Origin of the sequence: Lysobacter sp. CA199 (genome assembly GCF_052078715.1) — a bacterium.
Lineage (GTDB): Bacteria > Pseudomonadota > Gammaproteobacteria > Xanthomonadales > Xanthomonadaceae > Lysobacter.
Genome location: NZ_JBQJIL010000003.1, coordinates 429123 through 447987, shown reverse-complemented (window position 1 = coordinate 447987; position 18865 = coordinate 429123). Strand labels below are relative to the sequence as shown.

Genomic DNA, 18865 nt, shown 5'->3' with positions numbered 1-18865 from the left:
GGATGGCCGCACCGCGAACAGCGCAATCCGACCCGGCAAGATCAAACACGAGTGGATGCGAACCGGGCCGCACTCGCCGGCCCGGTTCGCGATGCGCCCGAGGGCGCCAGGTCAAGCCGTCACACGCACACGCGTCCGACCGGCCGTCCCTGCTTGTCGTAGATCACCGTCTCGGTCTTGCCGATCGGGCAAGGCTTCGGCAACGGATTGAAGATGTCGGAAAGACCCGTCACCTGCGCGGGTGCGGAGGGACGCTCGACAGCGTTCGCGGAGAACGACAGGACACACACGGCCGCGATCAGGGCCGCAAAGCTCAACTTGCTCATAAAAAATCGACTCGCAGATGCGAACCGGACTGACGTGGCGGCGATGGCCTGGAACCCCCGGTCCGTATTGGCTCCGTGCCGGGGCCCACCTTGCGCAAATCGACCGGTCCTGGCAACCGCCCGCTGCGGCCAGGATGGTGCGTTTTTGGCCAACCCGGTTAAAGAATCGGTATTGCGCGGCGCAAGCATCGGGCCCGGCCCGCCGACCATACGCCGGCGTGTTCACGTTCCGCGTCTCGACCCCGAATGCGGCGCCCTGCCCGGCGCCGCGTCCGCGGGCTGCTGCGTCCGCGGGCTCGGGGGTGCCGCCGCGGCAAGTCCAGCCGACGCTCCGGGCGCCGCGGCAACTGGACGGCAGGTACGACGCGGCCGGCTCGGTATCGTGCGAACCAGAATCGTGCGAACCAGAATCGTACGAACGAAAATCGCATGAAAGGGCATCGCCCGACCGGTTCCACACGATCTTGTCGTCGGCGCCCTGGACCGGCGCTGCGTTTTCGCCGCTGTCGAAGACGAAGCGGCGGCAACCGCTCGCTCCGCCGGCGCCCACGCCAACCGCGATCGACCGGCCGCCGCGAGCGCCTAGTGCGTAAGTCACGTTGACCCGTCGCCGCGGTCGATTGCATGCTGCGACAGCTTCGGCTGTCGCGCAGGGGATCGTTCGCGCGGCTCTCCCGGTCGATGCAAACCGCGATTCGTCGACCGTGCGCGCCGGCGAATCTCTTCGCGCGTTCGCGCCCGCACCGCAGCCGGAATCGCTCATGACCCGCTTAGCCACCGCCGTATCGATCGCCCTCGCCGCAACATTCGCCGCGCCCGCTCTCGCCGCGACCGCCGCCGAACCGCTGGCCCTGCAATGCGGACGGTTGTTCGATGCGCGCAGCGGCAAGATTCTGTCCGCGCGCACCGTGATCGTGCGCGACGGCAAGATCGAGAGCGTGCTCGAAGGCCGCAGCGAGGCGCCGGGCGCGCGCACGATCGATCTGTCGCAACACACCTGCTCGCCCGGCTGGACCGATCTGCACGTGCATCTGGGTTCGCAATCGAGCCCGCAGAGCTATTCGGAAGGCTTCCGCCTCGACGAAGTCGATTACGCCTTTCGCGCGGTCGGCTACGCCAAGAAAACCCTGCAGGCCGGCTTCACCAGCGTGCGCGACCTCGGCGGCGAAGTGACGCCGCATCTGCGCGACGCGGTCAATTCCGGTCTGGTCGAAGGGCCGCGCATCTGGGCGGCCGGCAAATCCATCGCCACCACCGGCGGCCACGCCGATCCCACCAACGGCTACAACGATGCGCTCTCGCATTTGATCGGCCCGCCGGGTCCGACCGAAGGCGTTATCAACTCGATCGACGACGCCCGCCAGGCCGTGCGCCAGCGCTACAAGGAAGGCAGCGACGTCATCAAGATCACCGCGACCGGCGGCGTGCTGTCGTACGCCAAGTCCGGCGACGCGCCGCAGTTCACCGTCGAGGAGGTCAAGGCGATCGTCGATACCGCGAAGGACTACGGATACCGGGTCGCCGCGCATGCGCACGGCACCGAAGGCATGAAGCGCGCAGTGCTCGGCGGCGTCACTTCGATCGAGCACGGCACCTACATGGACGCCGAGGTCATGTCGCTGATGAAGCAGAAAGGCACCTGGTACGTCCCGACCATCTACGCCGGCCGCTTCGTCGCCGACAAAGCCAAGGTCGAGGGCTATTTCCCCGAGGTGGTGCGGCCCAAGGCGGCACGGATCGGCGCGCAGATCCAGGACACCGCCGCGCGCGCGTACAAGAACGGGGTCAAGATCGCCTTCGGCACCGACATGGGCGTGGGCCCGCACGGCGACAACGCGCGCGAGTTCCTCTACATGGTCGAAGCCGGCATTCCCGCATCGGTGGCGCTGCAGGCGGCGACCATCCGCGCGGCCGAAGTGCTGGGCGTGGACGACCAGGGCGTGATCGAAACCGGCAAGCGCGCCGACATCGTCGCGGTCAAGGGCAACCCGGTCGAGGACATCAACATGGTGATGAACGTGGACTTCGTGATGAAGGACGGACAGGTCTACAAGCAGACGCTGTAATCGGTCCCGTCCGCGCGACGCCCCGGCCGCCCGCGCGATCGGGGCGTTCGTTTTGGCGCGAGCGTTCCGCGCGACAGGCGCGGACTGTCGCCTCGATGGCGTGCCTGTGTCGCAACCGCGACCGTCGCAGTCCTCAGTTTCGCCACCGCATGCCGTGCACGGCAGCGCAGCATCGCCGCAAAGTGAGCGCGATCACGGCGACTGCACCGCCGGCATGACATAAGTCATGGAATCGGGCTGCGGCTCGATCCGATCTTCCCCACCTCGTCGTTTCGGGGCGTACGCGTCCCGCGAAAGGGAGTTTCGCCATGAAATCCTGGACCCGGCTCGGCGCCTTGGCTGTCGCTTGTTTCGGTTTCGCCGCCGCTTTCACCGCCACCCCGCTGCAGGCCGGTCCGCCTTGTCAGTACTGCCTGGACCGGCTCGACGCCTGCCTCGCTCAGGCCGCCACGCCTGCGCAGGAAGCGGCGTGTTTCACCCAGTTCCGTCAGTGCCGGCTCGACGCCTGCCCGTGAACACTGTGTCTGAGGACTAGCGTTTCGCCGTTGCCGCAACAGGGTCTCCGCGGAATTCGTTCCGCGATGGGCGCCGGTCACGACTGGCCTTGTTGCGGCATCGGCATCTCCTCCAAAGATGCGATGTCCATCCGGCCGCTCTAAAAAACCAAGAGCAATCCGTGCGCACAGCGCTCGTGGCGCTAATGGCCAGCGCCAATCGCATCGACGCAGCCTGGATCGAAGCGTCCGCTCAGCGATCCGATCCCACGCGCGGCCACGCCGCGGCGACATAGGCCGCCAGCCACGCCAACAGCGCCAGCCGTTGCGCCGGCGCCGACGGCGCCAGCCGCAGATCGGCGGCGACGATCGCCAAGGCCAACAGCGCCGCCGCGATCCATGCGATCGCGCCGAAACTCCGCCACTGCGGCGCGCGCAACGCCGCCCAGCCCAGCAACACCGCGCCGGGCGCGAACGCCAGCCACCACAACAGCCAGGCCAGCGCATGCAGGCGGCTGGCCTGCGCGTCCAGATCCTGCGGATCGAGCACCGCCACGCCTTGCGCGGCCCAGGCCAGCGCCGACCACAACCACAGCCACGCGCCGATCCGCGCCAGCGCGCCTTGCGCCTGCAAGGCATCGCGTAGTCGCCACGCCACCCAGGCCAAGGCCAGACCCGGAACGATGTAGCCCGACAGGTTGAACGCCAGCGCGTGCTCGATGCCGCGCGCACCGAGCAATCCAGGCGGATGGCGCCAATGCGAATAACCGTCGAGCGCCGCGCCGAATCCGAGCAGCGCGCCCACGCAACACAGCGCCGCGGCCAGCGCGAGCGCGAAGACGCCGCCGGCGCGTGCCGGTTCCGATGCCGCCGCGGCGGACGGGCCTTGCGCACGGCCCGAATTCGATGAGCGTTTCATCGCGACATGCTAGCGTGCGCTGCCGCGGCGCGCGGCGCGCATGCCGGCGCTTGCCTGATGCCCGCATCGTCCCCACCTCGGGTTCCGACCCCGAACAGCCCCACGAGCCTGCCGATGACCGCCACCGCCAAACCCCACGTCTTCGACGCCACCACCGAGCGCTTCCAGGAGGAGGTCCTGCAAAAGTCCTTGCAGGTGCCGGTATTGATCGATTTCTGGGCCGAGTGGTGCCAGCCGTGCAAGACCCTGGGCCCGATCCTGGAAAAGCTGGCCGCCGAGTTCAACGGCGCCTTCGAACTGGCCAAGGTCGACGTCGAGGCCGAACAGCAGATCGCCGCCGCGTTCCAGATCCGCTCGATCCCGGCCGTGTTCCTGGTCAAGGACGGACAACTGGTCGACGGCTTCGCCGAAGCGCTGCCGGAAAGCGCGGTGCGCGAATTCCTCAAGCACCACGCGATCGAACCGGCCGCCGCGCCGGAGCCGGAAGTCGAGGCCGAAGCGCCGCCGGTGGACCCGCATGCCGAAGTGGTGCGTCTGCGCCACGAAGCGACCGAACACTCCGACAAGCCCGAACTCAAGCTGGATCTGGCCCTGGCCCTGCTCGCCACCGGCGCGGCGCGCGAATCCGAACAACTGCTCGACGCGCTGCCGGCCAACCTGGCCACCGACGATCGCAGCCTGCGCGCGCGCGCCAAGCTCGGCTTCATCGCCGCCGCCCAGGACGCGCCGCCGGTGCAGACCCTGGAAGCGGCGATCGCCGCGCAACCTGGCGATCTGCAGGCGCGCTACCTGCTCGGCGCGCGCCTGATCGCCGCCGGCCAGGAGCAGGCCGGCCTGGATCAGTTCATCGAAATGCTGCGTCTGGATCGTGCCTTCCAGGACGGCCTGCCACGCAAGGCGCTGATCGACGCGTTCCGGGTGGTCGCCGACGAAGATCTGGTCGGTAAATACCGCCGCAAGATGTCCTCGCTACTGTTCTGATGCGCGCCGGGGGCCTGTAAACCCGGCCCCCGCGTCGCCCCTATCCGGCGGGGCCGACCCGCCACCGACCCTGGGCGGCTTGACTATACGGCACCGTATGGCAGTCTAGGCGCGCCCTCCCCATCCTTGCGCGCATGAAAGCCTCGACCCTGCGACATGGCCTGAACCTGTGGCCGCCGTTCCTGTTCTCCGGCATCCACGTCGCCCAAATCGCCGCGGACTACCGCCACGCCACGGTGGAACTGCGGATGCGGCCGTGGAACCGCAACTACGTCGGCACCCACTTCGGCGGCAGCCTGTTCTCGATGACCGACCCGTTCTGGATGCTGTTGGCGATGAACGCGCTGGGCCGCGACTACATCGTCTGGGACCGCGCCGGCGGCATCGAATTCGTCAAACCCGGCCGCGGCACGGTGCGCGCGCAGTTCGACCTGAACGACGATGTGCTGCAAGAGCTGCGCCAGGCCACGGCCGGCGGCGACAAATACCTGCGCTGGTTCGACACCGATGTGGTCGACGCCAGCGGCGAGGTGGTCGCCAAGGTCCGCAAACAGCTGTACGTGCGGCGCAAGCGCGATCGCTGAGCCGCGGCGAGCGCAAGCGCCTTCACCGCCGCTTACTGAGACATTCGACAACATTCGTTGACCGGACGAAAGGTACGGCCATGCTGCGTACGCGGCTCGCGTCCCCGCATACAGACTTGTAAACGAAGCCACGGAAAAGCCACACTATCCAGCGCGCGGGCACTGCAGCGGCGCTATGCTGCGCAGTCGCGACACGGGGCCGCGAATGTCGAACGTCACACCGCAAAACGATGCTGTCAGCGCACCGATGCCGGAGATACCCGGTTACCGGTTGCGCCAGCTCATCAACCACGGCGGCTTGTCCACGGTCTACCTGGGCGAGCAGAGCGCGCTTGGGCGCGAAGTGGCGATCAAGATCATGCTGCCGCACGCGCTGGCCGACGAGGTCAGCCGCCGCCGCTTCGAGAACGAAGTGCGCACCATCGCGCGGCTGGAGCATCCCAACGTCGTGGGCATCCACGAAGTCGGCCGCACCCGCGACGGCCTGCCCTACTACGCCATGCCCTTCCTGCCGCGCGGCCATCTGGGCAAGCGCATCGAGCAGGGCTTCGCGCGCGGCGAAGCGGACGTCATCGCGATCATGGAACCGCTGTTGTCGGCGCTGGAATACGCCCACGCACGCGGCGTGGTGCATCGTGACGTCAAGGCCGAGAACGTGTTGTTCGACGTCACCGAACGCCCGCTGCTCGCCGATTTCGGCATCGCCCTGCGCCGCGGTTTCGGCGCGCGCATGACCGCGACCGGCCTGGCCGTGGGCAGCACTGCGTACATGGCGCCGGAACAGGCGCGCGGCGAAGACGTCGACGGCCGCGCCGACCTCTACAGCCTGGGCGTGCTGTGCTGGGAAATGCTGACCGGCCGGCTGCCGTTCGAAGCGCCCGATGCGCTGTCGATGGCGGTGATGCACGCGCAAAATCCGATTCCCAAGCTGCCGCCGCCGTTCAAGCACTGGCAGCGTTTCATGAACCGCGCGCTGGCCAAGCAGCCCGACCACCGTTTCGACGACGCCGCCGAAATGGCCGAGGCGGTGGCCGAGATCAAGCATCGCGGCCAGCTGACCGGCCTGGGCAAGATGCTCAGCCCACTGCGTTCGCTCAGGCGCTGGGCCACGCCGGCCTGGGCCGGTCTGGCGGTGGTCGCCATCGCCGTGGTCACCGTCGCCTTCGCCTTGAACCGGGTCGAGAAGGACGGGTTCTTCAAGGTCGACCCCGATCTCAACAAGACCACCGCGATACCGGCCAACGATCCGACCCAGGCGATGATGGCGCCGCTGCCGCAGGCGCCGCTGCAGGATTCGCTGCAGACCGCGCGCACGTATATTTCGCAAGGACGGCTCGCTTCGCCGGCCGACGCCAACGCCTACAACAGCCTGCTCACCGCCTGGCACCTGGACAGCACCAATCCGGAAGTGGCGGTGGTGGTCACCGAACTCACCCAGGCGTTCGGCGACGAACTCGCGCGCGATCTGCGCGAAGGCCGCGACCAGCGCGCGCGCGAACATCTGGTCAACGCCACCGCGCTGGGCCAGCAGACCGGCACCGCCGATTCGAGCGCGCAACACGGCCTGCGCGAGAAAGCCGCCCAGGCCTTGCAGACGCGCCTGGATCAGGCTGCGCGGCGCGGCGACGGAAGCGATGCCGGCAAGGTGATCGCGCTGGCCGAGGAATTCTCGCTGCCGCGCGCGGTGTCCACCCGACTGGTCGCGCAGGCGCGCGGCATCGCCGGCGACGGCAGCGTCGCCCGCGGCGTCGCCGCCAGCACGGTCGCGCCTACCGCCAGCGTCGCGGTGAGCTTCAATCCGCGCCCGGTCAGCCGCGGCGAGTACGCGCGCTTCGCCAGCGCGCATCAGCGCTCGCCCGCGCTGTGCCGCGAACGCGTGTCGCTGCTGCGGATGATCGCGCCCAAGGACTGGCGCGCGCCGGGCTTCGACCAGACCGATTCCGAACCGGTGGTGTGCGTGTCCACCACCGACGCGGAAGCCTATGCGCAGTGGTACAGCCAGCAGACCGGCCGCCGTTACCGCCTGCCCACCGCCGAGGAGGCCCAGCGCATGCCCGGCAGCAGCGGCCGCGCGCTGTCGATGTGGTCGGCCGATTGCGGCCGCAACTGCCAGCAGCGCCAAGTCGGCGGCAATTCCTGGCGCAGCGGTTCGGCGCAGCGTCCGCTGAGCGCGTCGCGCGGCTACGACGACGTCGGTTTCCGCTTGGTGCGCGAGCGCTGAGCGGCGGCAGCCGGAACGATCCCGCAAGCCCTCCTGAGCGAGGGCTTTTTTGTCGGCCGCATTGCGTTTGTGGGAGGGCCTTCAGGCCCGACTCTGTCAGGGTACGGCGAACCGGGCGAAAAGCGTCGGGCCTGAAGGCCCTCCCGCAAAAGCAGCTCACGCAGTAAACCTCGCAAGCGCGAAGCCGCCCCCACGCGCCAGCGGCTCCCCTACAATCCGCGCCATGCGCTCTTCCAACCTGCAACGCCTGTTCCTCACTGGCCTGCTGACCCTGCTGCCGATCTGGCTGACCTGGGTGGTGGTCAAATTCGTGTTCGTGCTGTTGTCCGACATCAGCCGGCCGTTGATCGGGCCGCTGCTCGACAACCTGGCGACGAGTTCGCCGCAAGCCCTGGGCTGGTTGAACGATCAGTGGGTGCAGACCGCCCTGGCTCTGGCCGCAACGGTCGGCGTGATCCTGCTGTCCGGCGCGATGGCGCGGCGCGTGGTCGGCCAGACCGTGCTGCGCTGGTTCGAATCGATGATCAAGCGCATCCCGCTGGCCAGCACCATCTACGGCAGCGCGCGGCAACTGCTCGATATCCTGCAGACCAAACCCGACGGCACCCAGCGCGTGGTGCTGGTGGACTTCCCGCATAACGAGATGAAGTCGATCGGCTTCGTCACCAAGGTCATGCGCGAAGCCGGCACCGGCCGCGAACTGGCGGCGGTGTACGTGCCGACCACGCCGAACCCGACCTCGGGCTATCTGGAGATCGTGCCGGTGGAAAAGATCACTCCGACCGACTGGACCGTCGATCAGGCGATGAGCTTCATCATCTCCGGCGGCGCAGTCTCGCCCGCCACGATTCCTTTCTCGGCCCCCGCCGCGCAGCCGGCGAACGACACGGACGCCCCGCGATGATCCCTTCCCTGCTCTTGGTATCGCGCGCCGCCGTCGCGGCGACCCTGCTGTTGTGCGGCGCAGCCTTCGCCGCGCCGTTGACCCCGCATCCGGTCAAGCTCGACGACGGCCGCAGCTTCAACCTCAATCTGCCCGCCGATCTGGACATCGTGCCGGTGGTGCAAGGCCTCAAGCGCGTGCGTTTCTTCGCCCGCAGTCCCGATGGCCGGGTATTCGTTACCGACATGCGCGACCTGAGCGACAACAAGCTCGGCCGGGTCTACGCGCTGGACGGCTGGGACGAAAAGAGCGAGCGCTACACCAAGGTCTCGGTGTATCTGGACAAGCAGCGCAATCCCAACAGCATCGCCTTCCATACCGATGCGGCCGGGCAATCGTGGCTGTATCTGGCCAACACCGACAAGCTGCTGCGTTATCGCTATCGCAACGGCGACCTCAAGCCCGCCGCCGTGCCGGAAGTGTTGGCCAGCTTTCCCGACTACGGGCTGAGCTACAAATACGGCGGCTGGCATCTGACCCGCACCCTGGCCTTCGGCGGCGGCAAGCTCTACGTCTCCGTCGGCAGCAGTTGCAACGCCTGCGTCGAAAAGGAAGACGTACGCGCGGCGATCCTGCAGATGAATCCCGACGGCAGCGGCCGGCGCATCTACGCCAGCGGCCTGCGCAACGCGGTCGGGCTGCTGTACCGCGACGGCAAGTTGTTCGCGACCAACCAAGGCTCCGATCACCTCGGCGATCTCAAACCCGACGAGACCATGTACGTGGTCCAGGACGGCGCCGATTACGGCTGGCCTTACTGCTACTACAGCAACGGCAAGCCCCTGGCCGACCCGAAATTCCCGCGCAAGGCAGGCTGCGCGGGTTCGCCCAAGACCTTCTCGTTCTTCCCGTCGCACGCCTCCGCGCTGGGGCTGGCGTGGTTTCCCGCGGCCGACAAGGGCCAACTGCGCGATGAGTTCCTGGTCGCCCTGCACGGCGCCAGCAAGCTCAGTCTCAACCACGGTTACCGCATCGTCCGGGTCAAGGCCGACGGCCGCAGCGGCGGCGATCTGGTCAACGGCTTCCTGGCCGGCGGCAAGGTGCTCGGCCGTCCCTGCGACGTGTTGCGCACCGGCGCGGACAGCTTCTTGTTCACCGACGACAAAAGCGGCGTGATCTACCGGGTGAGGCCGAAACGATGAGCGCCGGAGAATCCAGCATCCCCTTCGCCACCGGCGAAGGCACGCGCACGTTGCAGGACCGTTCGCTGCGTCTGTTCATCGTGTTGTCCTCGTTCTTCTGCGTCAACGCGGCGCTGGCCGAGTTCATCGGGGTCAAGATCTTCGCCCTGGAAGACACCCTGGGCATCGCCCCGCTGCAATGGAATCTGTTCGGCCAAACGGGCTCGTTGAACTTTACCGCAGGCACTTTGCTGTGGCCGGTGGTGTTCCTGATGACCGACGTCATCAACGAGTTCTTCGGCCGCCGCGGCGTGCGCCTGATTTCCTGGCTCGCCGCGATGCTGATCGCCTACGGCTTCGTGTTCGCCTTCGCCGCGATCGCGCTGGCGCCGGCCGGCTGGTGGGTCAAGGCCGCGCAGGCGCAGGGCGTGCCGGATTATCAGGCTGCGTTCGCGGCAATCTTCGGCCAGGGCATGTGGAGCATCGGCGGCTCGCTGGTGGCCTTCATGGTCGGGCAGTTGATCGACGTGGGCGTGTTCCACCGTATCCGCAGCGTTACCGGCGACAAACACATCTGGCTGCGCGCGACCGGTTCGACCGCGGTCTCGCAACTGGTCGACAGCTTCGTCGTGCTCTATATCGCCTTCGTGCTGGGCCCGCAGCATTGGCCGATTCCGCAGTTCCTGGCGATCGGCACGGTCAACTACGGCTACAAGATGCTGGCGGCGTTCGCGATGATTCCGCTGATCTATCTGTTGCGGATCTGGATTCACGGCTACCTGGGCCATGCGCGGGCCAAACAGTTGCGCGACGAGGCGGCGGCGGATTGAGCGATTCCCGACAGGGCCGCCGGCTCTGATGTTCCGCCGATCTGATCGGAAAGCGTCGGGCCTGAAGGCCCTCCCACAAGGGTTCTGGTGCTGGTGGCTTTTGTGGGAGGGGCTTTAGCCCCGACGCTTTTGTTTCAGTTCTGATCGCACAGCGTCGGCCCCGAAGGTATGGATCGCCAAACGCAGCTTGCGCGGCTGGAGCGAACCGCGCCATCTGGGCGACGCGGTCAACAGCGCCAGCAACGAGCTGTATCCGAGCATGGAACTGCGCGACGACTGATGTCGCTCGTATTCTCGCGAAGGCGGTAATCCAGAGGCTTCATAGCCGCCAATCCACCCAAACGCGCAGTCGCCCCATCCCCGCATGACCTTCGGCTCATGCCCGCGCGCGGCGCGCGGGCGAGCCTGCCGGCTCATCCGTCCGGATCGCCTGCGACATGACCGTCTCCCCGCCCCGCCCGAGCGCGACCGCGCGCCTGGCCGCGTCGCTGCTCAGCACCGCCGTCGCCGCCACGCTGTGCCTGGCCTCGACCGCGTTCGCCGCTCCATCCAAGGCCGATCCCAACGTCGGCGCCAAGCCGGCCGTGACCTTGCAGACCAAGGGCGAGAAACTCACGCGCTTGTACGACCAGTATTGGGAAGAGAAGCTCAAGCTCTACCCGCTGCTCGCCACCGCCCAGGGCGATCATCGCTACAACGATCAATTGCAGAACTTCGCCAGCGCCGCATTCCGCAAGCAACAGCGCGAGTTCGTCGAGCGCTGGCTCAAGGCGGTCGAGCAAGTCGGCGCGCAGGGGTTGTCGGCGCAGGATCTGCTGAGCTACGAGATCTTCGTGCGCAACGCCCGCATCGAATTGGAATCCGAGCGCTTCCCGACCTGGCTGCAACCGGTCCACCAGTTCAACAACTTCGCCTCCACCGTGGCCCAGTTGGGGTCCGGCGCGGGCTCGCAGCCGTTCAAGACCGCGCAGGACTATCGCGACTGGCTGGCCCGCGCCGATCGGGTGCCCGCGGTGTTCGATCAGCTCATCGCCAACAGCCGCGAAGGGGTCAAGCGCGGTGTGGTCCAGCCCAAGGCGCTGATGGTCAAGGTGCAGTCGCAACTCGACGCGCTGATCAAGGAACGCGCCGAAGACACGTTGTTCTGGACGCCGGTCGCGCAATTGCCGGCCTCGTTCTCCGACGCCGACAAGACGCGGATCGCCGAAGACTACCGGCGCACGATCGATACCGCGCTGATGCCGGCCTATCGCCGCCTGCGCGATTACATCCGCGACGATTACCTGCCGCATGCGCGCGACAGCGCCGGCTTGAGCGCCTTGCCCGACGGCGAAGCCTGGTACGCATTCAACGCGCGCCGCTCTACCACCACCTCGATGACGCCGGCGCAGATCCATCAGATCGGCCTGGACGAGGTCGCGCGCATCCACGGCGAGATGGACAAAGTCATCGCCGAGCTCAAATTCAAAGGTTCGCTGAAGCAGTTCTTCGCGTTCCTGCAGAACGACCCGCGCTTCATCTTCAACGACGAGCCGGCGCTGTTGACCCATTACCGCGGGCTGGAAGCCAAGGTCAACAAGAAGATTCCCGAGTTGTTCTCGCTGACCCCGAAGGCGCCGTTCGAGATCCGGCCGGTGGAAGCCTTCCGCGCGCAGTCGGCCGCGGGCGGCTCGTACATGCGCCCGAGCCAGGACGGCGGCCGTCCGGGCATCTTCTACGTCAACACCTACGACCTGCCCACGCGCAAGACCTGGGACGCGGAGGATCTGTTCCTGCACGAAGCCATTCCGGGCCATCACTTCCAGCTCGCGCTGCAGCAGGAACTCACCGACCTGCCCAAGTTCCGCCGTTTCGGCGGCGAAACCGCGTTCTCCGAAGGCTGGGGGCTGTACGCCGAATCGCTGGGCAAGGATCTGGGCGTGTACCAGAACCCCTACGACTACTTCGGCTATCTGCAGAACGAGTTGTGGCGCGCGATCCGTCTGGTCGTCGACACCGGCCTGCACAGCAAGGGATGGACCCGCCAGCAGGTGATCGACTACATGCTGGCCAACTCGGCCGAAAGCGAAACCCAGTCCACCGCCGAAGCCGAGCGCTACATGGCCATTCCGGGGCAAGCGCTGGCGTACAAGATCGGCGAACTCAAGATCATGGAACTGCGCAAGCGCGCGCGGCAGGCGTTGGGCGCGCGCTTCGACATCCGCGAGTTCCACGCCGAGGTGCTCAAGGACGGATCGGTGCCGCTGGACCTGCTCGACAAGAAGATCGATCGCTGGATCGAAGCGAAGCGCGCCTGAGTCCGGCGGGGCGGGGTCGGGTCGAACCGGACCGGCGTTCGATCCGGCTCGCGTCGGCGGGGGCGCCCGCGGCCCGGCCGGGCCTGCGCAAAGAACGAGCTTCGCCCCACCGCGAAGCCGACCACCGGATGACTTCGCGCCTATCCCCACGCAGGCGCCATCAGCGTTACGATCCGCCGACGGGCACGCCGAATCCGCTTGAGCGGCGTCTCATCGGGCTGTGAACCTGGCGGGTGGCGGGCCGCCTGTCCGCTGCAACGGCCGCTCTGGGGGACTTGAAGCAGAAAAAATGTGACTGAAGCCGCATAATTGGGGGTTGCTGTGTCCCCAGTCGCCGGCCTGGCCGGTGCCCGCCATCCCACTCAGCCACGGATTCCGGATGCCCTCGATTGCAGCGAACCCGTTTGTCTCCCCGCTCCGCGCCGGCCGCTCGCGGCCGAGACCGATGCTGGAGAAAATCTGCCGTTTCCTCGCCATCTCAGCGTTGCTTTTGGGCGTTTGCGGCGTCTCTCAGGCGCAGGATTGGAGTTATCGCGTACGTCCCGGCGACACCTTGTGGGATCTGGGCGCGCGCCATCTGAAAACCGGCATCAACTGGCGCCGATTGCAGGAACACAACCGCATCGTCGACCCCTACCACCTGCCGCCCGGCACCAGCATGCGTTTCCCGATCGGCTGGCTGCGGATCGAGCCAGCCAAGGCGCGGGTGGTGGCGGTGCGCGGCGCGGTCAACGTACTCGCCTCGGACAAAACCCCGGCCGTGCTGGTCAGCGAAGGCATGCGCATCGGCATCGGCAACCGCCTGGAAACCGGCCCCGGCGCCAGCGCCACGCTGGAATTCGCCGACGGCTCGCGGCTGATGGTGCAAGACAACAGCCGCATCGTATTCGACGAGCTCAGCAGCTACGGCAGCACCGGCATGGTCGATACGCGCATGCGCCTGCAGCGCGGCCGCACCAGCAATCGGGTGATTCCGGCCAAGGGTCCGGCCTCGCGCTACATCATCGAAACCCCGTCGGCGACCTCCAGCGTGCGCGGCACCCGCTTCCGCGTCAGCGCTGGCGACACTGGCGACACCGGGGCGATGGATGCGACCGAAGTGCTCGAAGGCAAGGTCCAGGTCGGCGCGCAACGCGGCCTGGTCTTGGTCAAGCCCGGCTTCGGCACCGTCGCCGGCGCCGGCGGCGCGCCGTCGCAACCGATCGAATTGCTGCCCGCACCGTCGCCGGCGCGCGACCGCACCCAACTCGAACAACTGCCCGCCACCGTCGCCTGGGCGGCGGTTCCGGGCGCGAGCGCGTACCGGGTCGAGGTGGTTCGCGACGACGCCCCGGAGGTGCTGCTGTTCGAAAGCCGCGTCGCCGACACCCAGTTGCGCATCGACGATCTGCCCGCCGGCCGCCAGCGCCTGCTGGTACGCGCGATCGCCGACAACGGACTGGGCGGCCACGACAGCGTCCAGGTCTTCACCGTCAACGACCAACCGCTGCCGCCGCTGACCCTGAGTCCCACCGACGGCCAGACCCTGCACCTGCCCAAGCCGCGCTTCGAATGGGCACGCGCACAGGACGCCGAGCGCACCCGCCTGCAGATCGCGCGCGATGCCGATTTCCAACAGCCCGTCGCCGATGCCGAAGTCAAAGGCTTGCGCTACCGTCACGAGCAGGCGCTGGCGCCGGGCAGCTACTACTGGCGCGTGGCCTCGCGCGACGGCAACGGCCGCATCGGTCGCTTCGGCAACGCCTTGCCGTTCCAGGTCAGCGACGCGCCCGTCGATCCCGGCCTGGAGCCGCCGCAAGCGGCCAAGGGCCAACTGACCCTGCGCTGGCAGAAGGGCGAACCCGGTCAGCGCTATCGTGTGCAGATCGCGCGCAAGCCCGATTTCTCGCAACTGCTGCTGGAACAGGTGGTGGACGTGCCGCAGATCGAACTCAAACGCCCCGGCGGCGGAACCTGGCATGTGCGCGTGCAGACCATCGAAGACGATGGCTACGACGCGCCGTACGGCCCGACCCAGGAAATCCGCCTGCCCTGTCGTCTGTGCTACGGCGCCGGCGCGGCGGGCGCGGTGTTGTTGCTGCTGGCCTTATGACGCCCAACGCACTGTCCAGGCTGATGCGTGGCGGTGCGGTCCTGCTCGCGGCCGGCCTGGCCGCGCTGTTGACCGTCAGCGGCGCGACCTGGCGGTTCGACGATTTTCTCTACGACCTGCACCTCTCGCATTGGGCCTACCCGCCCGACGACGATGTGGTGATCGTCGCCATCGACGACCGCAGTCTCAACGAACTGGGCCAATGGCCGTGGCCGCGCGACATCCATGCGCAGATGCTCGACCGCCTGGGTTATGCCGGCGTGCGCGGCGTCGCCCTGGACCTGGTGCTGACCGAAGCCGATCGCAACGGCGACGAGCACGACCGCGCGCTGGCCACCGCGATGCGCCGGCTCGGCCGGGTCGCGTTGCCGGTGACCACCGCGCCGCTGCGCCAGAACGGCCCGCCGGTGGAAGTGCTGCCCACGCCGGTGATCGCCACCGCCGCGACCACCCTGGGCCATACCGACATCGAACTCGACGCCGAAGGCACCACCCGCGGCATGTACCTCAAGGCCGGCCTGGGCGATTCGCGCTGGCCGGCGCTGGGACTGGCGCTGATCGGCATGGAACCGGGCACCGCGCCCAATCCGCTGCCCGGCCTGCGCCGACCGGCCTCGGCGCAAGGCTCGCCGTATCAATGGACGCGCGATCACTACGTGCGCATCCGCTTCGCCGGCCCGCCCGGCACCTTCGGCCAGGTTTCCTACTCCGACGTGCTCAGCGGCCAGGTGCCGGCCGATCTGCTGCGCGGCCGCTGGGTGGTGATCGGCGTGACCGCGACCGGCCTGGTGCCGAGCTACCTCACCCCGATGTCCGAAGAAGCGCGCATGCACGGCGCCGAATACCAGGCCAACGTGGTCGAGATGCTGCTGCACGATCGCGCGATCGTGCCGATGTCCACCTTGTGGCAGGCGTTGCTGGCCGCCGCGATGCTGGTCGCGGTGGTGCTGCTGATGCTGCAATCGCGCTATCAGCGGCCGCTGCTGATCGCCAGCGTGGCCGCGCTGCTGACCGCGGCCGGCAGCGTCACGCTGCTGCGCATGGGCAACCTGTGGTTCCCGCCAGCGACCACCATCCTGATGATCTGCGTCGCCTATCTGGCCTGGATGATCGGCCATCTGCGCCATTGGCGCCGCGAAGCCAACCTGGACACCCTGACCCGGCTCGGCAACCGCCGCCGTTTCGATCACGTGCTGCTCAACGAGTTGGCCGCCGCGCGCCGCGCCCGGGCACCGTTGTCGCTGGCCTTGATCGACGTGGACTACTTCAAGGCCTACAACGATTCGGTCGGCCATCGCGCCGGCGACAAGCTGCTGCAGAAGATCGCCGAGATCATCGCCTCGCACGCGCGCCGCCCGCGCGATCTGGCCGCGCGTTTCGGCGGCGACGAATTCGCGGTGATCCTGCCCGACACTCACGTCGAAGGCGCCGCGCGCGTGGCCGACGGCATCCTCGACGACATGCGCAAGCTCGACGCCCGCTACGGCCAGGGCCAGGACGATCAGCGCGTGAGCCTGAGCATCGGCCTGTACACCTGCGTGCCCGGCGTGCATACGCATGTGCGCACTCTGTTCGACGGCGCCGATGCGGCGTTGTATCGCGCCAAGGAGAGCGGGCGTGATCGGCGTGAGGCGGCGCGGTTGGGTGAGGTGTGAGGGTGGGCTGAGCGTCGATAGCTGGCCGATCGCGGCTCGGCCTTATCGGATCGTCCGTCGATCAGTTTCGTAAGTCTCTTTGATCGGCTCGGCCGTTCTTAACTCGCTCGATTCGTCATTACCTTGCGTGGCTTGCGGTTGCCGTTGCCGTTGCCGTGAAGATTTCGCTTTCGCTTTGTCTTTCGCTCTGCGTCTCGCTCTTGCCAGGCGCCGCCCTCCGGGTGTCCTTTTGCTATCGCGAGTCAGATGCGCCGCCGGGTCAGAGCCACACCGAAATCTTTCCGGCAACGACAACGGCAACAACAGCAAATGACACCGTTAAAACGGATTTCGGCGTTTGCCGGAATGATGGCCCGCAGCACGATGCCGAACGCCATAGCCCAACGTGACCGAAGCGTTCCACAACCACCGCCACGGCCACGATCGAATCGTCCGCCATCAACGATCGCGCATAAAAAAGGGCCGGCTAAGCCGACCCTTTTTCGTTTACGGCCAATCGCGCCCGAGCATCAGCCCGCGTTGCGATCCCGCCGCTGACCCTGCTGAGCGCCCGGGCCAGCCCCGCCACCACGATGCTGCTTGGGACCAGCATGCGCATGACGCGGTGCCGGCTTGCCGTGCGGACGGTGGCCCGGCTTGCGCGGCGCGTTGTTGCCGCGGTTGTTGCCGCCCGGACCGCCGGGACGGCGCGCGCCCGGCGCGTCGGAACCCATGCGGATCGGACGCGACGGCTCGAAGCCGGCGACCGAAACCATTTCGATGTCGTCCTTGAGGATGCGCTGGATCTGGCGCAGCAGACCGCCCTCGTCCGGCGACACCAGCGACAAGGCTTCGCCGGTCAAACCGTTGCGGCCGGTGCGACCGATACGGTGGACGTAGTCCTCGGCGACCATCGGCAGATCGAAATTGATAACCAGCGGCAGGCTCGGAATGTCCAGACCACGCGCGGCCACATCGGTGGCGACCAGCACGCGGGCCTTGTTGGCCTTGAAATCGCGCAGGGCTTTCTGGCGCTGCGCCTGGCTCTTGTTGCCGTGGATCGCGACCGACTTCAGGCCGGCTTCTTCGAGCTGCTCCGACAAACGGTTGCAGCCGTGCTTGGTGCGACCGAACACGATCACCTGATCGTTCGGGCGCGAAGCCAGTATCTGGATCAGCAGGTCGCGCTTGCGGCCGCCGTCAACCGGATGCACGCGGTGGGTGATGGCGTCGGCGACGATACTGTTGGACGCGATCTGCACCTGCTGCGGATTGCGCATGAACTCCAGCGCCAACTGCTTGATCTGCGCTTCGAACGTGGCCGAGAACAGCAGGGTCTGGCGCGACTGCGGCAGGCGGCCGAGGATGCGCTTGATCGCGGGCAGGAAGCCCATGTCGAGCATGCGGTCGGCTTCGTCCATGACCAGCACTTCGACCGCGTCGAGCTTGGCGCTGCCGCGCTCGAGGTGATCGATCAGGCGGCCCGGGGTTGCGACCAGCACGTCGACGCCGCGACGCAGCGCGTCGAGCTGCGGGCCCATGCCGGCGCCGCCGAAGATGGCCTGCACGTTGATGCGCAGGTACTTGGCGTAACCGCGCAGGCTGTCGCTGACCTGCAGCGCCAGTTCGCGGGTCGGCGCCAGGATCAGCACGCGCGGCTTGCGCGGGCCGTTGATCGGCTGCGCGGTGGCCAGGCGATGCAACAGCGGCAGGCCGAACGCGGCGGTCTTGCCGGTACCGGTCTGGGCGCCGCCCAGCAGGTCGTGCCCGGCCAGGGCCAGCGGGATCGCTTCGGCCTGGATCGGGGTCGGGTTGATGTAGTTCTGTTCGGACAGCGCGCGCAGCAGCGCGGGCGCAAGCCCAAGCGATTCAAACGTCATGTTGGAACTCCAGTGGTTCGCGGTGCGCAAACGCGACGCGCCCGATTCAACGGACGCGCGAACGAAAACGATCGCGTGATGACCCCAGCGTTCCCTTGAACCGCGCTGCGAGTATCTGATTTGACGACGCCGGAAGCTCCGGGCCGTGTCTGCGCTACGAAAGACGTGCGGGATAAAAAGTCGCGCCGGCGAATCCGAGAACTCGGTGCGGGACGACAGGCAACCTGGGAAACGTACCCTTGCGGGAGGCAGCCGTGCGCTGAACGGGCCGAACTGTACGCGAAAAGGCCGCCAATCGCCAGCAGGCTCGCTGTTTCGGGTGAGCCGGCGGTCAGTCCTGGAGTGGGCCGCAAGGGCTTGCCGGCGCTAGGGCGCTGCGGCCGGGCCACGGTTTTCGCCGCGGCGGACCGGCGCCGCTAACCTGAACGAACCCGTGGCAGGCGGGCCGTAGCCCGTCTGGATGCCCCGTCCCGCCAG

General features: G+C 67.6%; 14 protein-coding genes. 11 read left to right on the top strand and 3 right to left on the bottom strand.

The annotated features are described in order from the left end of the window. Positions 1-119: 119 nt before the first annotated feature. Positions 120-326, bottom strand: coding sequence for a hypothetical protein (locus ACTOWJ_RS06630; protein WP_441333809.1), 207 nt, complete (start codon positions 324-326; stop codon positions 120-122). A gap of 761 nt (positions 327-1087) precedes the next feature. Between ACTOWJ_RS06630 and ACTOWJ_RS06625 the strand changes: the two genes are divergently transcribed. Both ACTOWJ_RS06625 and ACTOWJ_RS06620 read left to right on the top strand, forming a co-directional pair. Continuing rightward, entirely contained in the window at positions 1088-2392 is a 1305-nt protein-coding gene (locus ACTOWJ_RS06625) for an amidohydrolase family protein (protein ID WP_441333808.1), read from the top strand. A gap of 308 nt (positions 2393-2700) precedes the next feature. After that, complete coding sequence (locus tag ACTOWJ_RS06620) at positions 2701-2907, top strand: hypothetical protein (protein WP_441333807.1); 207 nt, start codon at positions 2701-2703, stop codon at positions 2905-2907. A 232-nt stretch (positions 2908-3139) separates the two neighbouring features. Here ACTOWJ_RS06620 and ACTOWJ_RS06615 read toward each other — a convergent pair whose 3' ends face one another. After that, a complete protein-coding gene (locus tag ACTOWJ_RS06615; protein ID WP_441333806.1) occupies positions 3140-3805 on the bottom strand; it encodes a DUF998 domain-containing protein in 666 nt (221 codons plus the stop codon). 114 nt (positions 3806-3919) lie between these two features. Here ACTOWJ_RS06615 and trxA point away from each other — a divergent pair, with 114 nt between their 5' ends. The 9 genes from trxA to ACTOWJ_RS06570 all read left to right on the top strand — a co-directional run bounded on the left by trxA (position 3920) and on the right by ACTOWJ_RS06570 (position 16529). After that, a complete protein-coding gene (trxA, locus tag ACTOWJ_RS06610; protein WP_441333805.1) occupies positions 3920-4786 on the top strand; it encodes a thioredoxin in 867 nt (288 codons plus the stop codon). A 134-nt stretch (positions 4787-4920) separates the two neighbouring features. Beyond that, positions 4921-5370 carry a DUF4442 domain-containing protein gene (locus ACTOWJ_RS06605; protein ID WP_441333804.1) on the top strand — a complete coding sequence of 150 codons (450 nt, stop codon included), beginning with the start codon at positions 4921-4923 and terminating at the stop codon, positions 5368-5370. A gap of 205 nt (positions 5371-5575) precedes the next feature. Continuing rightward, positions 5576-7591: a bifunctional serine/threonine-protein kinase/formylglycine-generating enzyme family protein gene (locus ACTOWJ_RS06600; RefSeq protein ID WP_441333803.1), complete on the top strand. Its 2016-nt coding sequence runs from the start codon at positions 5576-5578 to the stop codon at positions 7589-7591. Positions 7592-7814: 223 nt separating this feature from the next. After that, complete coding sequence (locus tag ACTOWJ_RS06595) at positions 7815-8495, top strand: DUF502 domain-containing protein (protein ID WP_441333802.1); 681 nt, start codon at positions 7815-7817, stop codon at positions 8493-8495. Next, positions 8492-9676 (top strand): PQQ-dependent sugar dehydrogenase, encoded by a 1185-nt coding sequence (locus ACTOWJ_RS06590; RefSeq protein ID WP_441333801.1) that lies wholly within the window; start codon positions 8492-8494, stop codon positions 9674-9676. The genes ACTOWJ_RS06595 and ACTOWJ_RS06590 overlap by 4 nt, the downstream gene beginning before the upstream one ends. Further along, positions 9673-10485, top strand: a complete 813-nt coding sequence (locus ACTOWJ_RS06585) for a queuosine precursor transporter (RefSeq protein ID WP_441333800.1) — start codon at positions 9673-9675, stop codon at positions 10483-10485. The genes ACTOWJ_RS06590 and ACTOWJ_RS06585 overlap by 4 nt, the downstream gene beginning before the upstream one ends. A gap of 437 nt (positions 10486-10922) precedes the next feature. Further along, on the top strand, positions 10923-12782 hold the full coding sequence (locus ACTOWJ_RS06580) for a DUF885 domain-containing protein (protein WP_441333799.1): 1860 nt from the start codon (positions 10923-10925) through the stop codon (positions 12780-12782). A gap of 445 nt (positions 12783-13227) precedes the next feature. Beyond that, positions 13228-14874: a FecR domain-containing protein gene (locus ACTOWJ_RS06575; RefSeq protein WP_441333798.1), complete on the top strand. Its 1647-nt coding sequence runs from the start codon at positions 13228-13230 to the stop codon at positions 14872-14874. Continuing rightward, positions 14871-16529, top strand: a complete 1659-nt coding sequence (locus ACTOWJ_RS06570) for a CHASE2 domain-containing protein (protein ID WP_441333797.1) — start codon at positions 14871-14873, stop codon at positions 16527-16529. Before ACTOWJ_RS06575 ends, ACTOWJ_RS06570 begins: the two co-directional genes overlap by 4 nt. Before the next feature lie 509 nt (positions 16530-17038). On the opposite strand, the gene ACTOWJ_RS06565 is transcribed toward ACTOWJ_RS06570, so the two are convergent. Further along, positions 17039-18388: a DEAD/DEAH box helicase gene (locus ACTOWJ_RS06565; RefSeq protein WP_441333796.1), complete on the bottom strand. Its 1350-nt coding sequence runs from the start codon at positions 18386-18388 to the stop codon at positions 17039-17041. Positions 18389-18865: the final 477 nt, after the last annotated feature.